General features: G+C 72.4%; 14 protein-coding genes. 9 read left to right on the forward strand and 5 right to left on the reverse strand.

Going from position 1 to position 18,079, the window contains the following annotated elements:
- Positions 1-148: 148 nt before the first annotated feature.
- Both meaB and ABZ948_RS08940 read right to left on the reverse strand, forming a co-directional pair.
- Complete coding sequence (gene meaB / locus ABZ948_RS08935) at positions 149-1,105, reverse strand: methylmalonyl Co-A mutase-associated GTPase MeaB (protein WP_359758253.1); 957 nt, start codon at positions 1,103-1,105, stop codon at positions 149-151.
- 38 nt (positions 1,106-1,143) lie between these two features.
- Positions 1,144-2,352: an acetyl-CoA C-acetyltransferase gene (locus ABZ948_RS08940; RefSeq protein ID WP_359758254.1), complete on the reverse strand. Its 1,209-nt coding sequence runs from the start codon at positions 2,350-2,352 to the stop codon at positions 1,144-1,146.
- A 148-nt stretch (positions 2,353-2,500) separates the two neighbouring features.
- On the opposite strand from ABZ948_RS08940, the gene mce reads away from it, so the two are divergent.
- From mce to ABZ948_RS08975, 7 genes are all read left to right on the forward strand, one after another.
- The gene (gene mce / locus ABZ948_RS08945) at positions 2,501-2,941 is read left to right on the forward strand and encodes a methylmalonyl-CoA epimerase (RefSeq protein ID WP_094055890.1); all 441 of its coding nucleotides are present in this window, start codon (positions 2,501-2,503) and stop codon (positions 2,939-2,941) included.
- A gap of 232 nt (positions 2,942-3,173) precedes the next feature.
- A complete protein-coding gene (scy, locus tag ABZ948_RS08950) occupies positions 3,174-7,121 on the forward strand; it encodes a polarized growth protein Scy (RefSeq protein WP_359758255.1) in 3,948 nt (1,315 codons plus the stop codon).
- 183 nt (positions 7,122-7,304) lie between these two features.
- The gene (locus tag ABZ948_RS08955; protein ID WP_010040099.1) at positions 7,305-8,240 is read left to right on the forward strand and encodes a coiled-coil domain-containing protein; all 936 of its coding nucleotides are present in this window, start codon (positions 7,305-7,307) and stop codon (positions 8,238-8,240) included.
- 86 nt (positions 8,241-8,326) lie between these two features.
- Positions 8,327-9,286: an ABC transporter ATP-binding protein gene (locus ABZ948_RS08960; protein ID WP_359758256.1), complete on the forward strand. Its 960-nt coding sequence runs from the start codon at positions 8,327-8,329 to the stop codon at positions 9,284-9,286.
- A gap of 2 nt (positions 9,287-9,288) precedes the next feature.
- Positions 9,289-10,059 carry an ABC transporter permease gene (locus ABZ948_RS08965; protein ID WP_031117515.1) on the forward strand — a complete coding sequence of 257 codons (771 nt, stop codon included), beginning with the start codon at positions 9,289-9,291 and terminating at the stop codon, positions 10,057-10,059.
- 121 nt (positions 10,060-10,180) lie between these two features.
- Complete coding sequence (locus ABZ948_RS08970; RefSeq protein ID WP_359758257.1) at positions 10,181-11,533, forward strand: ABC transporter ATP-binding protein; 1,353 nt, start codon at positions 10,181-10,183, stop codon at positions 11,531-11,533.
- On the forward strand, positions 11,530-12,399 hold the full coding sequence (locus ABZ948_RS08975) for an ABC transporter permease subunit (protein ID WP_359758258.1): 870 nt from the start codon (positions 11,530-11,532) through the stop codon (positions 12,397-12,399). The genes ABZ948_RS08970 and ABZ948_RS08975 overlap by 4 nt, the downstream gene beginning before the upstream one ends.
- A 6-nt stretch (positions 12,400-12,405) precedes the next feature.
- On the opposite strand, the gene ABZ948_RS08980 is transcribed toward ABZ948_RS08975, so the two are convergent.
- Positions 12,406-12,738 carry an Rv1322 family protein gene (locus ABZ948_RS08980; RefSeq protein ID WP_359758259.1) on the reverse strand — a complete coding sequence of 111 codons (333 nt, stop codon included), beginning with the start codon at positions 12,736-12,738 and terminating at the stop codon, positions 12,406-12,408.
- Between the two features lie 255 nt (positions 12,739-12,993).
- Between ABZ948_RS08980 and ABZ948_RS08985 the strand changes: the two genes are divergently transcribed.
- Positions 12,994-14,022 (forward strand): LLM class flavin-dependent oxidoreductase, encoded by a 1,029-nt coding sequence (locus tag ABZ948_RS08985; RefSeq protein WP_359758260.1) that lies wholly within the window; start codon positions 12,994-12,996, stop codon positions 14,020-14,022.
- An 84-nt stretch (positions 14,023-14,106) separates the two neighbouring features.
- Here ABZ948_RS08985 and ABZ948_RS08990 read toward each other — a convergent pair whose 3' ends face one another.
- On the reverse strand, positions 14,107-14,499 hold the full coding sequence (locus tag ABZ948_RS08990; RefSeq protein ID WP_030246492.1) for an SCO5389 family protein: 393 nt from the start codon (positions 14,497-14,499) through the stop codon (positions 14,107-14,109).
- Between the two features lie 252 nt (positions 14,500-14,751).
- Between ABZ948_RS08990 and nucS the strand changes: the two genes are divergently transcribed.
- Positions 14,752-15,423 (forward strand): endonuclease NucS, encoded by a 672-nt coding sequence (gene nucS, locus ABZ948_RS08995; RefSeq protein WP_033312972.1) that lies wholly within the window; start codon positions 14,752-14,754, stop codon positions 15,421-15,423.
- 58 nt (positions 15,424-15,481) lie between these two features.
- On the opposite strand, the gene ABZ948_RS09000 is transcribed toward nucS, so the two are convergent.
- On the reverse strand, positions 15,482-17,965 hold the full coding sequence (locus ABZ948_RS09000) for an ATP-binding protein (RefSeq protein WP_359758261.1): 2,484 nt from the start codon (positions 17,963-17,965) through the stop codon (positions 15,482-15,484).
- Positions 17,966-18,079: the final 114 nt, after the last annotated feature.

Consider the following 18,079-nt stretch of genomic DNA (forward strand, 5'->3'; position numbering starts at 1 on the left):
CCGCAGCGGTTGGCGCGTCAACGAACAGTCAGTCGGCACGCAAGTCGATCGCGCCGTTCCGAGGACGGACACCCCCCGGCGCGGCCCCGACCCACCCCCGGCGAGAAGGCGAAGACGCGCACCCCCGCACAGCCGCACAGGCCGCCGCTCAGCTCTCCGTCAACCCCGCCACCAGCTCATCAGCCGCCCGGTACGGATCCAGCTCCCCCGCCACGATCCGCTCGGCCAGAGCGCCCAGCCGCCGGTCCCCGTGCAGGTCCCCGATCCGCTCCCGCAGCGCCGTCACCGCGATCGTCTCGACCTCCCGCGCGGCCCGGGACATCCGCCGCTCCGCGAGCACCCCCCGCTCCTCCATCCAGGCCCGGTGCTTCTCCAGCGCCTCGACGACCTCGTCCATGCCCTCGCCCCGCGCGGCCACGGTCTTCACGATCGGGGGACGCCAGTCCCCTGGCCCCCGCGCCTCCCCCAGCCCCAGCATGTGGTTCAGCTCGCGGGCCGTCGCATCGGCCCCGTCCCGGTCGGCCTTGTTCACGACGTACACGTCGCCGATCTCCAGGATCCCGGCCTTGGCCGCCTGGATCCCGTCCCCCATCCCCGGCGCGAGCAGCACCACGGACGTGTCCGCCTGGGAGGCGATCTCCACCTCGGACTGCCCGACCCCCACCGTCTCGACGAGGATCACGTCGCAGCCGGCCGCGTCCAGGACCCGGATGGCCTGCGGGGCCGCCCACGCCAGCCCGCCCAGATGCCCCCGCGTGGCCATCGAGCGGATGTACACACCCGGGTCGGACGCGTGCTCCGACATCCGCACCCGGTCCCCGAGCAGCGCACCGCCCGAGAACGGGGAGGACGGGTCGACGGCGAGCACGCCGACCCGCTTGCCCTGCTTGCGGTACGCGGAGACCAGCGCCGAGGTCGACGTCGACTTGCCCACGCCCGGCGACCCTGTCAGCCCCACCACGTACGCCCCGCCCGTCAGGGGCGCGAGCGCCGCCATGACCTCCCGGAGCTGCGGGGACGCCCCCTCCACCAGCGAGATCAGCCGGGCGACGGCCCGCGGCCGCCCCTCCCTGGCCTGGGCCACCAGCGTGGAGACGTCCTGCATCACAGCTCCGTTCGTGAAAGGGAGGTCCGAAACCGCCGTCAGGCCTTCGGTACCCGGACGATCAGCGCGTCACCCTGGCCACCGCCACCGCACAGCGCCGCGGCGCCCACGCCGCCGCCCCGCCGCTTCAGCTCCAGCGCCAGGTGCAGCACGAGCCGCGCACCGGACATCCCGATCGGGTGACCCAGGGCAATGGCACCACCGTTGACATTCACCTTTTCGGTGGACACCCCGAGGTCCTTCATGGACTGCACGGCGACCGCCGCGAACGCCTCGTTGATCTCGATGAGGTCGAGGTCCTCGACGCCCAGCCCCTCCTTCTTCAGCGCGTGCTGGATCGCGTTGGACGGCTGCGACTGCAGCGAGTTGTCCGGCCCGGCCACGTTCCCGTGGGCACCGATCTCGGCGATCCACTCCAGGCCGAGCTCCTGCGCCTTGGCCTTGCTCATCACGACCACGGCGGCGGCGCCGTCGGAGATCTGCGAGGCGGAACCGGCCGTGATCGTGCCGTCCTTGGAGAACGCCGGGCGCAGCTTGCCGAGCGACTCCGCGGTGGTGTCGCCGCGGATGCCCTCGTCCTTGCTGAACAGCACCGGGTCGCCCTTGCGCTGCGGGATCTCCACCGGCGTGATCTCGGCCTCGAACAGGCCGTTCTTCTGCGCGGCGGCGGCCCGCTGGTGCGACAGCGCGGCGATCTCGTCCTGCTCGGCCCGGCCGATGCCGAGGCGGGTGTTGTGCTTCTCCGTGGACTCGCCCATGGCGACGCCGTCGAAGGAGTCGGTCAGGCCGTCGTACGCCATCGCGTCGAGCATCTGGACGGCGCCGTACTTGAAGCCCTCACGGGACTTGGGCAGCAGGTGCGGGGCGTTGGTCATGGACTCCTGGCCGCCGGCGACGACCACGTCGAACTCGCCCGCTCGGATCAGCTGGTCGGCGAGCGCGATGGCGTCGAGTCCGGACAGACACACCTTGTTGATGGTCAGCGCCGGCACGTTCATCGGGATGCCCGCCTTCACGGCCGCCTGGCGCGCCGGGATCTGCCCCGCCCCGGCCTGGAGCACCTGGCCCATGATCACGTACTGCACCTGGTCGCCGCCGATCCCCGCACGGTCGAGGGCGGCCTTGATCGCGAAGCCGCCGAGGTCGGCTCCGGAGAAGGACTTGAGCGAACCGAGCAGCCGTCCCATGGGCGTACGCGCGCCCGCGACGATCACCGAGCTGTTCGCTTCAGAGGTTCCAGAAGTCATGAGCTGCGATCCCCTTACCGGCTGCACAGCCGAGGAGTGAACGAGGGTTTACTTCGAATGTACTGAGTGGCACTCCGTGCCGTCATCGGGCTGTCGGTGTGATCGCGCGCACGTTGCGTAACCACCTCGGGGGCGCTGCACTGAATCCATGCTGACGCGAATCGACCACATCGGAATCGCCTGTTTCGACCTCGACAAGACCGTCGAGTTCTACCGTGCCACCTACGGCTTCGAGGTGTTCCACTCCGAGGTCAACGAGGAGCAGGGCGTGCGCGAGGCCATGCTCAAGATCAACGAGACGTCCGACGGCGGCGCCTCCTACCTGCAGCTTCTGGAGCCGACCCGCGAGGACTCCACCGTCGCGAAGTGGCTGGCGAAGAACGGGGAGGGCGTCCACCACATCGCTTTCGGTACGGCGGATGTGGACGCCGAGTCCGCGGACATCCGCGACAAGGGCGTACGCGTGCTGTACGAAGAGCCGCGACGCGGTTCCATGGGGTCACGGATCACCTTCCTGCACCCCAAGGACTGTCATGGCGTACTGACAGAACTGGTCACTTCGGCGCCCGTTGAGTCACCTGAGCACTGACCCTCGTACATAGGGGCCGGTAGGGTTGGGTGCGGTCGCCGCTCAGCCAGGGTGACCGCGGTCCCGCCGTGCGACGGCAGGACCACCGGGGTCCGGGTTTCGGGGGAAGAGCGTCGGGGCAGCAGCCTCTGCTCCGCCGATGATCTGACACCATTCCCCGGGGGCCCCGTTCGGCGGATGGACGGAGCTCGTTCGGAAAGAGTTGCGACCAGGGGACGGATGGGACCGCGCAGTGCGGGGCTACGAGAGCCAGGAGCGAGAGCCGGCGGCTGACGTCGACCACCTCTCTCGGTTCGAAGCCGAGATGAAGCGGCTGAAGACCGAACGGGAAAAGGCGATCCAGCACGCCGAGGACCTCGGCTACCAGGTCGAGGTGCTGCGCGCCAAGCTGCACGAGGCGCGGCGCACCATCATGTCCCGGCCCTCCTTCGAGGGGGGCGACATCGGCTGGCAGGCCGAGCAGTTGCTGCGCAACGCGCAGATGCAGGCCGACCAGATCCGGGCGGACGCCGACCGGGAACTGAGCGAGGCCCGGGCCCAGACCCAGCGGATCCTCCAGGAGCACGCCGAGCAGGCGGCCCGGCTCCAGGCGGAGCTGCACCAGGAGGCGGTGACCCGGCGCCAGCAGCTGGACCAGGAGCTGTCCGAGCGCCGCCAGACGGTCGAGTCGCACGTCAACGAGAACGTGGCGTGGGCGGAGCAGCTGCGCGCCCGCACCGAGCAGCAGGCCCGCCGGCTGCTGGAGGAGTCCCGCGCCGAGGCCGAGCAGGCCATGGCCACCGCCCGCGCGGAGGCCGAGCGGCTGACGACCGAGGCCCGGCAGCGGCTGACGAACGCGGCCGAGGAGGCCCGCGCCGAGGCCGAGCAGATCCTGCGCCGCGCCCGCACGGACGCCGAGCGCCTGCTCAACGCCGCCTCCACGCAGGCCCAGGAGGCCACCGACCACGCCGAGCAGCTGCGGACGTCCACCGCCTCGGAGTCGGAGTCGGCGCGCCGCCAGGCCCAGGAGCTGAGCAAGGCCGCCGAGCAGCGGATGGCCGAGGCCGAGGAGGCGCTGCGCAAGGCGCAGGCCGAGTCGGAGAAGCTGGTCGCGGAGGCCAAGGAGGCCGCCGCCAAGGCCCTGGCGAGCGCCGAGTCCGCGAACGAGACGCGCACGCGCACGGCCAAGGAACAGGTCGCCCGGCTGGTCGAGGAGGCCACGAAGGAGGCCGAGAACACCAAGTCCGAGGCGGAGCAGATCGTCGCGGACGCCCGGGCCGAGGCCGAGAAGATCGTCGCGGAGGCCTCCGAGAAGGCCCGCACGCTCACGGCCGAGGAGACCGCGACCCAGCTGTCCAAGGCGGCCCGGACGGCCGAGGAGGTCCTCACCAAGGCGTCGGAGGACGCCAAGAAGACCACCAAGGCCGCGGCCGAGGAGGCCGAGCGGATCCGCAAGGAGGCCGAGGCCGAGGCGGACCGGCTGCGTGCCGAGGCGCACGACATCGCCGAGCAGCTCAAGGGCGCGGCGAAGGACGACACGAAGGAGTACCGCGCCAAGACGGTCGAGCTGCAGGAGGAGGCGCGCCGGCTGCGCGGCGAGGCCGAGCAGCTGCGGGCGGACGCCGTCGAAGAGGGCGAGAAGATCCGCGCCGAGGCCCGCAAGGAGGCCGTGGCGCAGATCGAGGAGGCGGCGAAGTCCGCCGAGGAGCTGCTCGCCAAGGCCAAGGCGGACGCGGACGAGCTGCGGACGACCGCCCAGACGGACAGCGAGAAGGTCCGCACCGAGGCGATCGAGCGGGCGACGACCCTGCGCCGGCAGGCCGAGGAGACCCTCCAGCGCACGCGGCAGGAGGCCGAGCGGCACCGCGAGGAGGTCATCGAGCAGGCCGAGTCCCTCAAGGCGGACGCCGAGCGCGCGGCGCGCGAGCTGCACGAGGAGACCGAGCGGGCCATAGAGGCCCGTCGCGCGGAGGCCGCCGAGGAGCTGACGCGGCTCCAGACGGACGCGGAGGAGCGGCTGGCGGCCGCCGAGCAGGCGCTGTCGGACGCCCGTGAGGAGGCCGCGCGGATCCGCCGCGAGGCCGCCGAGGAGAACGAGCGGCTGCGCGCCGAGGCCGCCGAGCGGATCCGTACGCTCCAGCAGCAGGCCGAGGCCGAGGCCGAACGGCTGCGCGACGAGGCCGCGTCGGACGCGTCCGCGGCGCGTGCCGAGGGCGAGGCCGTCGCCGTACGCCTGCGGTCGGAGGCGGCGAGCGAGGCCGAGCGGCTGAAGTCGGAGGCGCAGGAGAGCGCCGACCGGATGCGCGCGGAGGCGCAGGCCGCCGCCGAGCGGCTCGCCACGGAGGCGTCCGAGACGCTGGCCGCCGCCCAGGAGGAGGCCAACCGGCGCCGCCGCGAGGCCGAGGAACTGCTCGGCAGCGCCCGGCAGGAGGCCGACCAGGAGCGCGAGCGGGCCCGCGAGCAGAGCGAGGAGCTGCTGGCCTCGGCGCGCAAGCGCGTGGAGGAGGCCCAGACCGAGGCCGTCCGGCTCGTCGAGGAGGCCGACCGGCGCGCCACGGAGATGGTGTCGGCGGCCGAGCAGCACGCGCAGCAGGTCCGGGACTCCGTCGCGGGGCTGCACGAGCAGGCCCAGGAGGAGATCACCGGGCTGCGCTCCGCGGCCGAGCACGCGGCGGACCGTACGCGGCGGGAGGCCCAGGAGGAGGCGGACCGCGTCCGCTCCGACGCCTACGCCGAGCGGGAGCGGGCGAGCGAGGACGCGAGCCGGCTGCGGCGCGAGGCGCACGAGGAGACCGAGGCCGCCAAGGCGCTCGCCGAGCGGACGATGTCCGAGGCGATCGCCGAGGCGGAGCGGATCCGCACGGAGGTCTCCGAGCACGCCCAGCGGGTGCGCACGGAGGCGTCGGACGCGATCGCCGAGGCCGAGCAGAGCGCCGCGCGCACCCGGGCGGACGCCCGGGAGGACGCCAACCGCATCCGGTCGGACGCGGCGACACAGGCGGACACCCTCATCACCGAGGCGCGCAACGAGGCGGAGCGGCTCACGACCGAGACGGTCCAGGAGACCGACCGGCTGCGGATGGAGACGGTCACCGAGGCCGAGCGGGTCCGTACGGAGTCCCTCTCCGAGGCCGAGCGCGTCCGCTCCGAGGCGGCCGCGGAGGCCGAGCGGCTGCGGGCCGAGTCGGTCGCCAAGGCCGACCAGCTGATCGGGGAGGCCACCGGCGAGGCGGAGCGGCTGCGGGCCGAGGCCGCCGAGACGGTCGGCTCCGCGCAGCAGCACGCCGAGCGGGTCCGCTCCGAGGCCGAGCGCGTCAAGGCCGACGCGGAGACGGAGGCGGAGCGGCTCGTCGCCACCGCGCGCGAGGAGGCCGACCGCACGCTGGACGAGGCCCGCAAGGACGCCAACAAGCGGCGCTCCGAGGCGGCCGAGCAGGTCGACAAGCTCATCTCGGAGACCACGGCCGAGGCGGACAAGCTGCTCAGCGAGGCACAGCAGCAGGCGCACAAGACCACCGCGGAGGCCGAGGCGCAGGCCGACACGATGGTGGGCGCGGCCCGCACGGAGGCCGACCGGCTCGTGTCCGAGGCGACGGTCGAGGGCAACTCGCTGGTGGAGAAGGCCCGTACGGACGCGGACGAGCTGCTGGTCGGCGCGCGCCGGGACGCCACGCAGATCAGGGAGCGCGCCGAGGAGCTGCGCGACCGCATCACCTCGGAGATCGAGGAGCTGCACGAGCGGGCCCGCCGCGAGTCGGCCGAGACGATGAAGGCAGCGGGCGACCGCTGCGACGCGCTCGTCAAGGCGGCCGAGGAGCAGCTCGCGAAGGCGCAGGCGAAGGCCAAGGAGATCGTGTCGGAGGCCAACTCCGAGGCGGGCAAGGTCCGCATCGCCGCCGTGAAGAAGGCCGAGGGGCTGCTCAAGGAGGCCGAGCAGAAGAAGAACACGCTCGTCCGGGAGGCCGAGGAGCTGAAGGCCGAGGCGATCCGCGAGGCCAAGCGCACGGTCGAGGAGGGCAAGCGCGAGCTGGAGGTCCTGGTCCGCCGCCGGGAGGACATCAACGCCGAGATCTCCCGTGTCCAGGACGTCCTGGAGGCGTTGGAGTCCTTCGAGGCCCCGTCCACGGCCAAGGACAACGGGGTCAAGGCGGGAGCAGCGGTCGGCGCACCCCGTTCGGGTGGCAAGACTTCGGAAAGCTAGCGAAGCGGGGCGAATCCGGTGTCTGCTTGGGCCTTTGACCAAGTCTTTGGCAAGCAGTCCGACGGTCAGCCACTCAAAAGGGGTGTCATTTTCCAGATCAAACGCGCATCCGCTCGATGACACACCGTTTCGGCCCCTAGGATTCCACCTATCACCTCACCGGTCTCATTCGACAGGAACCCCATGAGCGACACTTCCCCCTACGGCTTCGAGCTTGTGCGGCGTGGGTACGACCGCGCTCAGGTGGACGAACGTATCTCCAAGCTCGTCTCCGACCGTGACAGCGCTCTCGCCCGCATCACCGCTCTGGAAAAGCGCATCGAGGAGCTCCACCTCGAGACGCAGAACGCCCAGGCCCAGATCAGCGACGCCGAGCCGTCGTACGCGGGTCTCGGCGCGCGCGTGGAGAAGATCCTCCGCCTCGCCGAGGAAGAGGCGAAGGACCTGCGCGAGGAGGCCCGGCGCGCGGCGGAGCAGCACCGCGAGCTCGCCGAGTCGGCGGCGCAGCAGGTGCGCAACGACGCCGAGTCGTACTCCGCGGAGCGCAAGGCCAAGGCCGAGGACGAGGGCCTGCGGATCGTCGAGAAGGCCAAGAGTGACGCCGCCCAGCTGCGTGCCGAGGCGCAGAAGGACGCGCAGTCCAAGCGCGAGGAGGCGGACGCCCTCTTCGAGGAGACCCGCGCCAAGGCCGCGCAGGCCGCCGCCGACTTCGAGACGAACCTCGCCAAGCGCCGCGAGCAGTCCGAGCGCGACCTGGCCTCCCGTCAGGCCAAGGCCGAGAAGCGCCTGGCCGAGATCGAGCACCGCGCCGAGCAGCTCCGTCTGGAGGCGGAGAAGCTGCGCACGGACGCCGAGCGCCGCGCCCGCCAGACGGTGGAGACGGCCCAGCGCCAGGCCGAGGACATCGTGGCCGACGCCAACGCCAAGGCCGACCGCATCCGTTCGGAATCCGAGCGCGAGCTGGCCGCCCTCACCAACCGCCGCGACTCCATCAACGCGCAGCTGACGAACGTCCGCGAGATGCTCGCGACGCTCACGGGCGCCGCGGTGGCCGCCGCCGGCACGCCGGCCGAGGACGAGCCGATCTCCCGTGGGGTCCCGGCCCAGCAGTCCCGGTAACAGCCCGGCATACGGAGTCTGAATCTCCGCAAAGCCCTCTGCCGCTCGGGTGGCAGAGGGCTTTGTCCCGTTCTAGCGTGGCGGGCATGATTGAGCTGGAGGGGCTGACCAAGCGGTACGGCGAGAAGGTGGCGGTCAACAACCTGTCCTTCACCGTCAGACCGGGCATCGTCACCGGCTTCCTCGGGCCGAACGGCGCGGGCAAGTCGACCACCATGCGGATGATCCTGGGGCTCGACCACCCGACCGCCGGCGACGTCCGCATCGACGGCAAGCACTACCAGCAGCTCAAGGACCCGCTGACGTACATCGGCGCCCTGCTGGAGGCCAAGGCCTGGCACGGCGGGCGCAGCGCCTACAACCACCTGCTGTGCCTCGCGCAGAGCAACGGCATTCCGAGGCAGCGGGTCGGCGAGGTGCTGGAGACGGTCGGGCTGACGGCGGTCGCGAAGAAGAAGACCAAGGGCTTCTCGATGGGCATGGGGCAGCGGCTCGGCATCGCGGCCGCGCTCCTCGGCGACCCGCGGATCCTGATGTTCGACGAGCCGGTCAACGGCCTCGACCCCGAGGGCATCCACTGGATCCGCACCCTGATGAAGTCGCTGGCCGCGCAGGGCCGGACCGTGTTCGTCTCCTCCCATCTGATGAGCGAGATGGCGCTGACGGCCGAGCACCTGGTCGTCATCGGGCAGGGGCGGCTGCTGGCGGACACCTCCATGGCCGACTTCATCGCGCGCAACTCGCGGTCGTACGTGCGGGTGCGCAGCCCGCAGCGGGAGCGGCTGCTCGATGTGCTGCACCAGGCGGGCATCGTCGCCGTCGAGAGCGGCGAGGGAGTGCTGGAGGTGGACGGCGGCAAGGCCGAGCAGATCGGCGAGCTGGCGGCGCAGCACCGGATCACGCTGCACGAGCTGAGCCCGCAACAGGCGTCACTGGAGGAGGCGTTCATGCGGCTGACGGCGGAGTCGGTGGAGTACCACGCACACAGCGACACGAGCGCCGGGCCGCCACCGCAGCAGTGGGGCGCCGGCCCGGGGAGGAACTGAGCATGGCGGCGACACAGGTCGTACGGTCGGAGTGGACCAAGATCCGGTCAGTGGCGTCCACGGTGTGGACACTGTCGCTCGTGGTGGTCGTGACGGTCGCCCTCGGCATGCTGATCTCGGCCCTGTCGAAGAACGAGTTCGACTCCATGGGCACGCAGGAGCGGGCGGAGTTCGACCCGACGTTCATCAGTTTCGCGGGGATGAGTCTCGGCCAGCTCGCGATGATCGTGTTCGGGGTGCTGGTCGTGTCGAACGAGTACAGCACCGGCATGATCCGCACCTCGCTGGCCGCCGTGCCGCAGCGCGGCTCCTTCCTGTTCAGCAAGATCGCGGTCGCCACCGCGCTCGCCCTGCTGGTCGGGCTCGTCACCAGCTTCGCCGCCTTCTTCCTGGGGCAGGCGATGCTGGGTGAGCACCGGGCGGAGATCGGCGACCCGGGCGTGCTGCGGGCCGTGTTCGGCGGCGGCCTCTACATGGCCCTGATCGCGATGTTCTCCATGGGCGTCGCCACGATGCTGCGCTCACCGATGCTGTCGCTGGGCATCCTGATGCCGTTCTTCTTCCTGATCTCCAACATCCTGGGGAACGTCGACGCGACGAAGAAGGTCGGCCGGTTCCTGCCCGACCAGGCCGGCAGCAAGATCATGCAGGTGGTGCCGCCCCTCGACGACGACACGCCGTACGGGCCGTGGGGCGGCCTCGGGATCATGGGGCTGTGGGTGCTCGCGGCGCTGATCGGCGGGTACGTCCTGCTGAAGAAGCGCGACGCATAGGGGGCGGACTTGGCGTGACCTTTTACCTCCTCTTGGGTGGAACCGTCAGCGCCTCGATATCCTCCTAACCCTTACGGGGGCGTGTGCCCCGCTGTCCTGAACCTTGCGATGGGTGCGGAGCATGATCGAAGCAGTCGGCCTGACGAAGCGCTACGGCGACAAGACCGCTGTGTACAACCTTTCCTTCCAGGTCCGGCCCGGAGCCGTCACGGGCTTCCTCGGCCCGAACGGCTCGGGCAAGTCGACGACGATGCGGATGATCCTCGGCCTGGACAACCCGACCAGCGGTCACGTCACGATCGGCGGCTATCCGTACCGCAAGCTGCCCAACGCCCCCCGCCAGGTCGGCGCCCTGCTGGACGCCAAGGCCGTGCACGGCGGCCGCGCCGCCCGCAACCACCTGCTGTGCCTGGCCCAGCTGTCGGGCATCCCGGCCCGGCGCGTGGACGAGGTGCTCGGGGTCGTCGGCCTCCAGGACGTGGCGAGGAAGCGGTCCAAGGGCTTCTCCCTCGGCATGGGGCAGCGGCTCGGCATCGCCGCGGCGCTGCTCGGCGACCCGCAGGTGCTGCTGTTCGACGAGCCGGTCAACGGCCTCGACCCCGAGGGCATCCTCTGGGTGCGCAATCTGATGAAGGCGCTCGCGGCGGAGGGCCGGACCGTCTTCGTCTCCTCCCACCTGATGAGCGAGATGGCGCTGACCGCCGACCACCTCATCGTCATCGGGCGCGGGCAGCTGCTCGCCGACATGAGCGTGACGGACTTCATCTCCGCGAACTCCGCCGACTTCGCGCGCGTCCGGACGCCCGACACCGAGCCGCAGCAGCGCGAGAAGCTGTCGGCGGCGCTCACCGAGTCGGGCGGCCACGTGCTGCCGGAGCAGGACGGCGCGCTGCGGGTGACGGGGCTGCCGCTCCCCCGCATCAGCGACATCGCGCACGACCACGGCGTACGGCTGTGGGAGCTGTCGCCGCACCAGGCCTCCCTGGAGGAGGCGTACATGCGGATGACGCAGGCCGCGGTCGACTACCGCTCCACCATCGACCAGAAGGAAGGGCTCCAGCAGCCGCTGCCGCCCGGCGCGCAGCCGCCGATGCCCGTGCCCGGCCAGGGCCAGCCCGGCTGGTACGCCCCGCCGCCGCCCCAGCAGGGCGGGCAGCCGTTCCCGATGCCGCCGCAGGGCGCCCCGGCGGGCCCGTACGGCGCCCCCGGGGCACCGGGCGCCTCCGGCACGGGCACGCCCAACCCGTACGCCCAGCCCGCGCCCCAGGCGCCGCAGGGCACCGCGCAGCCGGCACCGCAGGGCTTCGCACCGCCGTCGCCGCAGGCCCCCGCGCAGCCCGCGCCACAGGCCCCCGCCGCACCGGCCTCCGCGCCCCAGCCCTCCGCCGCACCGGCGTCCGCCGCCCCCGCCCAGCCCGCCGCGGCGCCCGCCGCCCCGACCTCCGACCTGACCAAGCCCGAGGACGCCCGATGAGCAGCCCCCAGCCCCAGATGCCGCAGGCCGCGCCCGCCTGGCACGCGGCGCCCGGTTCCCCGCACTCCGGCTACACCTCGCCGATCCCGGTCGTGCGCACGCACCTCGGGCACGCCATCGCCTCCGAGTGGACGAAGATCCGGTCGGTGCGCTCCACGATGTGGACGCTCGGCGTGTTCGTCCTGCTCGTCATCGGCATCGGCACGCTCACCGGCGTGGTGGTCGCGAACTCCGACCCGGCCCTGGAGGGCGAGAGCCCGCTCGGTCTGGGCTTCTTCGGTCTGCTGCTCGGCAGCATGTGCATCATCACGCTGGGCGTGCTGACCACGGCCTCGGAGTACGGCACCGGCATGGTCCGCACGACGATGGTGGCGTGCCCGAGCCGGGGCCGGGTGCTGACCGCGAAGGCCGTGGTGTTCTTCCTGGTCGCGTTCGTGGTGACGCTGGTGTCCGCGTCCCTCGTCGCCTTCCTGCACGTGGCGATGCTGGAGGGCAGCGGCGCCAAGGACCCCTCCGGCGGGGAGTGGCTGAAGGGCACGGTCGGCATCGCGGCCTACGTCGCGCTGCTGGGCCTGCTCTCGCTCGCCGTGGGCTCGATCATCCGGCACTCGGCGGGCGCCATCACCATCATGATCGGCGCCGTGCTCGCCCCGCTGGTGATCGCCCTGTTCATGTTCTCGCAGTCGCTGGAGGACGTCCGCCAGGCCCTGTTCGAGTACTCCATCCCGAACCAGCTGAGCGTCTTCTACTCCAACTCCCTCAGCGAGTCCGGCCCGTCCGGCTGGGACCCGCTGTGGATCATCCTCGGCGCGACGGCCGTCGCGTTCGCCGCCGCCTTCGCCCTGCTGGAGAAGCGGGACGTCTGACGTCCGTCAGAACCTGGGCGCGTTACGGGACCGCCGCACCCCCGGGGTGCGGCGGTCCCGCGCGTTCCAGCAGGCCTTGTGCCAGTGCCGGCGGTCGTCGACGCCCGTGTGCTCGGCCCAGGCCACCACGTGCGGCACCCCGTCGGGGATCATCTGGTCGCAGCCGGGGCAGCGGTACGACTTGCCCTGGGCGCTCGCGCCGGCCACGTGCCGCACGCTCCAGTTCTCGCCCTGCCAGTTCTCCGAGGACTGCCAGCCGCCGTAGCGGCCGGGGCGGTCGTCCTCGGCGCTCCGGGCGGACGAAGCGGCGCCCTTGGGTCGGTTGCGACGCGGGGACACGGGACACCTCTCGGGGCTATACAGGAAGCTCGGGCCGTGTCCAGCCTACGCGGCGCGGTCGGGGGTACGCGTACGGCACCAATCGTCACAAGTCCCTCTTCGGGACGAGGCGGGCGCTCCCCCGGGCTCCCCGTGGAGCACCCCATTCTGCAGACAATCCGCAAAATACTCCGCTCGGCCGTGTCCTCGGCACGTGTCAGACGGTTATGCGCTGTAGGGGGAGCTCCGTGTCGGAGCCAAGGAAGCAGGAAAGCAATGCGCGTTGGAAGTTTCGTGTTGGCGGCCCAGTTCCCCGGTCAGGGTGAGGGCGAGGCGCTGCACCGCGCGGTCCGCTCGGCCGAGGTGGCCGAGGAGGCCGGGCTCGACACGGTCTGGCTGGCCGAGCACCACTTCGTGCCGTACGGCACGTGCCCGTCGGCCATCACCCTGGCAGCTTTCCTGCTGGGCCGCACCCGCCGCGTCCGGGTCGGTACGGCGGTCAGCGTGCTGCCCACCACCCACCCCGTGACCCTCGGCGAACAGGCCGCGCTGCTGCATCACACGAGCGGCGGCCGTTTCACGCTCGGGGTGGGACGCGGCGGCCCGTGGGTCGACCTGGAGGTGTTCGGCGCGGGCCTGGAGGCGTACGAGAAGGGCTTTCCGGAGTCCCTGGACGTCCTGGTGCGCTGGCTGCGCGACCCGTCCGTGGCGGCCGACGGGGAGCGTTTCCGCTTCCGGGAAGTCCCGGTGGTGCCGCGGCCGTCGGAGGCCCTGACGGAGGTCGAGGGGCCCGAGCTCGTCGTCGCCTGCACCTCGCCGGCGAGCGTGCGCCTGGCGGCCGAGCGCGGGCTGTCGATGCTGCTCGGGATGCACGTGGGGGACGAGGAGAAGGCCGAGATGGTCGCGCTGTGGCGGCAGCACGCGCGGGCGTGCGGCCGGTCGCCGGAGGAGATCTTCGGCGCGTCCCATGTGTCGGCCGGCGTCTGCCAGATCGCGGACAAGCGGGTCGACGCGGCGGAGACGCTGATGAAGGCGATGCCGGGCTGGCTGAAGCAGGGCCTGGAGGCCCATGTCACGGTCGACGGGCGCACGCGCCGGATGCGCGACCCGCTGGCGTACACCGAACTGCTCTGTGGGCTGCACCCGGTGGGCACACCGCGGCTGTGCGCCGACCGGCTGGCGGCGACCAGCGAGCGAACGGGCATCTCCCGCTTCGCCCTGCTCGTCGAGGGCTCCGGGGACCTGGCGACGACCGAGGAGAACGTGCGGCGGCTGGGCGCCGAGGTGCTGCCCCAACTCGTTTGAGGGCGCCGTGACTTCCTGGGGGCTTGCCGCTCCGGTACAGAACTGCACCTCCCGCGTACGGAGCGGCAAGCAAGCGGCGCCGCGTCAGCAGTCCCGGAATTCGGGCGACTGGTTCAGCACCTGGCTGCGGACCGAGGTGAAGCGGCCCAGCTTCTCGTCGACCGAGGAGTCAAGCGGGAACACGGCCACCCGGTGGCAGTTCTGGAAGGCCAGCCGCACACCGAAGTGCCGTTGCAGCGCGCCGCGTATCGCGTCACTCGCAAGCGCACGCAGCAGCTGGCCGCGTGCCTGCTCGTCCGGCGGAGGCGTCTGGTTGTCGGCGAACGCACCGCCGTCCACCTTCAGCTGGGCCACCAGGGAGCTGATCATCTCCCACGCATAGGGCAGGGAGGTCCGGACGCAGTCGACGAATTCCGCTTCGTCGACCTCGCCTCGCTCGGCCTGTTCGAGTAGGGCCGGTGAGACGTCGAGCGACATGAGTTCTCCTCTCGCACCCCCAACGAGCAGGGGTTGCCTGACAGATGAGGGAGCCCACGACACCGGACACGCTGCGTACACGCGCCGCGACCTCCCGTTCATACGGTAAGCAACCGACGGTGACGGCACCAGGAGAATGCGCAGATGAGGCACTCCCGGTGAGCACACCATGCACACAATCGGCCATTACCGAACACGTGTTTTCCAGGGCGAATCGCGTCGACAGGCGCCTGTCGAGTAGCGTTGCCGACCATGCGTCTCGTCATTGCCCGCTGCTCCGTCGACTACGCCGGGCGGCTCACCGCCCACCTTCCCTCGGCCCCGCGCCTGATCCTGGTGAAGGCGGACGGCAGCGTCTCGATCCACGCCGACGACCGGGCCTACAAGCCCCTGAACTGGATGTCGCCGCCCTGCACGCTGAAGGAGGGCACCGGCGAGGAAGAGGGCGTCTGGACCGTCGTCAACAAGGCGGGCGAGAAGCTCATCATCACGATGGAGGAGGTCCTCCACGACTCCTCGCACGAACTGGGCGTCGATCCCGGCCTGATCAAGGACGGCGTGGAAGCGCACCTGCAGGAGCTGCTGGCCGACCGCATCGAGACACTGGGCGAGGGCTACACGCTCATCCGCCGCGAGTACCCGACGGCGATCGGGCCGGTGGACATCCTGTGCCGGGACGCCGACGGCAAGACCGTCGCGGTGGAGATCAAGCGGCGCGGTGAGATCGACGGCGTGGAGCAGCTGACGCGCTATCTGGAGCTGCTGAACCGCGATCCCCATCTCGCCCCGGTCCGCGGCGTCTTCGCGGCCCAGGAGATCAAGCCGCAGGCCCGCGTCCTCGCGACAGACCGGGGCATCGGCTGCCAGGTCCTCGACTACGACGCGCTGCGCGGCATCGAGGACGACAAGCTGCGGCTGTTCTGACAGCGCGCAGTTTGTTTCCCGCCGCCGTGGCTGAGCGCCGCGGCGGCGGGCGGACGGGCTAGATCACCGGATCCGAACTGCTCTGCGACGCACTCGCCGTAGTGCTCGTCGGGGCGGTCGGCGCCGGGCCGCTGGCCGAGTCGGAGGTGGACGGACTGGTCGTCGTCGGGGTCGTCGTCGGCGAGGGCTGGCCCGTGTCCGTGGGCGTCGGCGAGGGCGAGGTCGGCGTCGGGCTCGTCGGCGGCTTGGTCGACGAGGACGGCGGCTTCGACGTCGTCGGCGGCTTCGACGAGGACGGGGGCTTCGACGAGGACGGCGGCTTGGATGTCGCCGCGGGGTCGCTCGGGTCCGCCGAACCGCTCGGAGAGTCCGTCGGCGTCGGGTCGTCCGACGTGCCGGGCGTGCCGTCCGGGCCCGGGTCCGTCGGGCGGCTGGTTGCCGCGCCGGTGTCGCCGTTGCTGTCGTTGACCGGCCGGTCGGCGCCCAGGCTGCCGCCGCCCGCGCCCTCGCTGGCCGAGGGGTTGACGCCGACCTGGTCGGACGGCGCGCCCGGTTCGTTGTCGGAGGTGGCGCCGAGCGTCACCACCGTGCCGAGCACGGCGACGAGCAGGGCACCCGCTCCGGCGGCCACCAGATTGCGGCGGGCCAGGCCCTTGAGGCCGCCCCGGGCCTTGCGCGAGGGCGCGGGTGAGCTGCGGTGGGTGACCAGGGCCGGGGAGGACGGCTGCTGGAGCGTCGGGAAGGCCGCCGGGACGCCGCCGGGCGGGGACGCCGACTCCTCGTACCTCGCGTCGGGCACCTCCTCCCCCGCGGTCGGCCCGAGGCCGATCGGCGTGCCCGAGCGGTCGGCGACCAGGGCGAGGGCGCGGCGGCCCGCGACGGTGCCGCGCTTGTCGGAGAGGGCGCCGCGCAGGCCGATGGAGGTTTCCAGTTCGCTGCGGGCCCGGTCCAGCCGGCCGCCGCACAGCGCGAGGATGCCGAGCTCGTGGTGGAAGTAGGCCTGTTCGGCGACGTCCCCGGCGAGTCTGGCGGCCTCGGCGCCGGCCCGCAGGGCCCGTTCCCAGGCGCTCCAGTGCAGTCCGGCGGCGAACGCGGGCGAGGCGGTGCGGGCCAGGTGCACGGCCGCGGACTCCTCGCCCTCCGCGGGCGGGTGGGTGAGCGGCCCGAGGACGGCCAGCGCGGCGAGGAGCGCGTCGGCCTCGGCGCACACGCGTTCCGGGGTGACCGAGGGGTGCCCGGCCCACCAGGAGTAGTGCTGGGCGGCGCTGCGGGCGCCGGCCTCGGCCTCGTCGGCGTATCCGGCGGCCTCCAGCTGCGCCGGCACGCCCGCGGCGAGCCGGTAGCGGGAGCCGACCGGGGAGACCAGTCCGCAGGCGGCCAGTTCGCCGAGCGCGGCGTCCGCGTGGGTGTCGCCGACCAGGGCGGGCAGATGCGCCTGGTGCGGGACCTCGCCGCCGAGGGCGACGGCGAACCGCAGGGTGGCGCGGGCGGACGCGCTCAGCCGGGAGGCGAGCAGCGGCGCGGGCGCCGCGGCCTCACCGAGCGAGGGCAGCGGCACCTCGTCGCCGGTGGTGTCGTAGGCGTCGGCCGGGGGCGCGTCCGCGAAGACGCCGAACTCGTCGACGGCGCTCTCCCCGGCGCGGAGCCGGTCGCGCTGCCGCAGCAGGGCGCCGGCCTGAACGAAGCGCAGCGGCAGGCCCTCGGACTCGAACCAGAGGTCGCCCGCCCAGTTGGACTCCTCCTCGGTGAGGGGCCGGCCGACGGCGTGCTCCAGCAGGTCGAGTCCCGCCGCGCGGTCCAGGCCGCCGAGGGCGACCTCCTCGACGGCGGCCTCGGCGGAGGGGGCCGGCACGTCCGGGGTGGCGCCGAGCAGGAAGGCGCACTCGGGGGTGGCCTCCAGCAGCTCGTCGAGCGCGGCGCCGCCGAACTCCAGGTCGTCCAGGACGACGACCGCGCCGATCTCACGGAGGCAGGAGAGCAGGTCCTCGCGGTCCGGGCGGTGCAGGGGGGCGTTGAACACCGCGTAGAAGAGATCGTGCAGCAGGTCGTCGCCGGTGCGGCCGCAGCCGTTGAGCCGGACGACGCCGTCGGGGGCGAGATCCGAGCAGTCGTCGGCGACGAGGTCGAGCAGCCGGGTGCGGCCGGAGCCGCCCGGGCCGGTGAGGCGGACGGAACGGCCGCGGGCGAGCAGGCGCACCAGGCGCTCGCGTTCGTCCTGGCGGGCGAGCAGCGGCAGGGCGGGCAGCGCGGGGCCGGGCGGCACGGGCGGCCGGGACGCGCGCTCGGCCTCGGCGCGCTCGGCCGTGGTGAGCTTCACGGGCCGGGCGGGCCGCTCGGTGGGCGGGCAGACTTCTATCTCGCTGCCGTCGACGGGGTTGACGGTCAGCAGGAAGTCGCCGGAGACGAGCTGCACCGTGCGGGCGAGCGCGGGCGCGTGCTGTCCGAAGTCGGGTGTGAGGGAGTCCCGGGGCGGGCGCTGGCGCGGCCCCTGGCCGTCGCCCTCGTGGCCGTACTCCTCGGGTCCCCGGGTGTTCGGGTCCATAGGTCAAGCCCCCCCAAAAGCGTGTGTGTGCTTGGAAAAGCCCCTCCCGGCCTTGCTGCACACCGCGCTGTCGCTTCTGGTCCGGGCCCGCTCGAAGGGTGGCAAGGCAGCGGG

Origin of the sequence: Streptomyces olindensis (genome assembly GCF_040645895.1) — a bacterium.
Classification (GTDB): domain Bacteria; phylum Actinomycetota; class Actinomycetes; order Streptomycetales; family Streptomycetaceae; genus Streptomyces; species Streptomyces olindensis.